The organism is uncultured Lamprocystis sp. (assembly GCF_903933125.1).
Classification (GTDB): domain Bacteria; phylum Pseudomonadota; class Gammaproteobacteria; order Chromatiales; family Chromatiaceae; genus Thiodictyon.
In genome coordinates this window covers 1-1,759 of sequence record NZ_CAIZIZ010000352.1, presented here as the reverse complement: position 1 = coordinate 1,759, position 1,759 = coordinate 1, and the positions used below count along the sequence as shown (strand labels likewise).

Here is a 1,759-nt window from a genome sequence, read left to right as displayed (position 1 = left end):
CTGCGCTTATCCACCCTACGAAACCGGCTCCGTTGTAGGGTGGATAAGGCGCGCCGCTCGGTCTCAGGGACTCGGCACGGCGGTCGCGCGCGCCGCATCCACCAGAGGTCGCGCGGTGCCGCCCAAATTTGGAATTGCTGCGCGCTGCTTCTTCTTGCATGCCAAGCGCACGCGGAGATGCGTTTACGCACCGATGGGGCTAAAGTTAAGCCTGACAGTTGAGTCTTGAAGCATGGCCCGGCGTTACACTAGCCGGAAACCCGGACCAGTGGTCCTCGTCCCATGCCATTTTTTCATTATCGGGGTCACCCTGATGAGGCCATCGCCAACCAATGCCGCGTTTGGAACCAGGCCGCAGGTCATGGCGGCAGTTTCCATCGTCCTGCTCCTCGCCGCCGCGGGATGCTCCCGTCCGTTATTTTACGAGAACCTGCCCCAGCGGGTCGCCGAGATCGGCTGCATCAGCCGCTGCCAGAGCGTCAAGGACCAGTGCGACGCCGACGCCCGCTACGACTATCAGCAATGTCAGGCCGGCTATCAGGCGGCCCAGCGTACCTTGCGTTGGTGTAACGCCTCCGATCAGGAGAACTGCGGCTACCCCTGGTGGTCATGCAGCGAGAACCTCTATGGGTTCTGCACCAACCGCTACTGGGAGTGCCACACGGCCTGTCAGCGCCCGCGGAACTAGCTCGCTCCACCTTATTCCGGCAATCGCCTTAGCGCCCACTTCCCGACCTGTCGCGACAGGTCGCGGCGCCGCCGCTGGCCCGCCCCTAGCACATAAGGGTTGTTTATGGTTCAGCCGGGAACCATAATGCTGCAATGCACAAAAAGGCACTGGCGCCGCGATTGCCGCGGCCCCGGCCCAGAACTGCCCTCGCGGCAGGGGAACTGAATGTATGAACTACAACTGGTCAACCATGACAACAACCGCTTAAGCTCAGCGCCTCAGGCGCTCAATCTGCGTATCCGGCCCTCCGGAGCCGCCGACCGCGAGCGGCTCAAGGCGTGCTTCGGCGCGCTCTCGCCCGAGTCGCGGCGCATGCGCTTCTTTGCCAGCAAACACACCCTCAGCGACGCGGAACTGGATCTCTTCTCCGGCGCCGACGGCTGGGACCACATCGCCGTCGTGGCGGTCCGCCTGGATAACCAGGGCCGGGAGACCGAGACTCTGGGCTTCGCCCGCTGCATCCGTCTGTCCCCTGGGGGTGACAGCGCGGAGTTCTCGATTACCGTGGCGGACGCTGCCCACGGTCAGGGGGTGGGCACGGCCATGTCCCGCCAATTGGTGGAACTGGCCCGGGCGGCCGGCATCCGACACCTGCGCTTCGAGGTCTTGGTCGAAAATACGCCGATGCGCAAGCTCGCCCTGGCGATTGGCGGGAAGCCCGAACGGACGGGGGACGGAATTGTCGAATACGACTGTGAACTGCTGCCGCCAGCCGATCTGCACCGGGGTCTGCCCTGGTTCGCCAACCCGCATCAACTGCTCGGCGCCTATGGGGATCTCTGGCTTGCTTCGCTTGATCGCGGCCTGAACGCGGCGCGGACCGCCCAGCAAAGATTTGCCCACTGGCTGGATGCGTCGACTGGCCATCCTGGCCTGACACCGTCTGGGCTGGAAGCCCTGACGACGCACGCCGCTGACCGGAAGCCGACGCTTTAGCGGGCGGCGGCGCTGCTTCCGGCTTAAGCCTCGACATCCTTGGGCTCGCCGGGTGCGTCGTCAGGCCATCCTGGCCTGACACCGTCAGGGCTG

The 1,759-nt window shown here is 64.7% G+C and carries 2 protein-coding genes; both read left to right on the top strand.

Annotated features, from left to right (window positions below):
• Positions 1–361 precede the first annotated feature (361 nt).
• On the top strand, positions 362–688 hold the full coding sequence (locus tag QZY03_RS18310; RefSeq protein WP_295583595.1) for a hypothetical protein: 327 nt from the start codon (positions 362–364) through the stop codon (positions 686–688).
• 207 nt (positions 689–895) lie between these two features.
• Positions 896–1,666 carry a GNAT family N-acetyltransferase gene (locus QZY03_RS18305; RefSeq protein ID WP_295583594.1) on the top strand — a complete coding sequence of 257 codons (771 nt, stop codon included), beginning with the start codon at positions 896–898 and terminating at the stop codon, positions 1,664–1,666.
• Positions 1,667–1,759: the final 93 nt, after the last annotated feature.

Excerpts from the sequence above, each read along its gene's own strand:
- QZY03_RS18310 (WP_295583595.1), top strand. The coding sequence starts at position 362 with ATGGCGGCAGTTTCCATCGTCCTGCTCCTCGCCGCCGCGGGATGCTCC.
- QZY03_RS18305 (WP_295583594.1), top strand. The coding sequence starts at position 896 with ATGTATGAACTACAACTGGTCAACCATGACAACAACCGCTTAAGCTCA.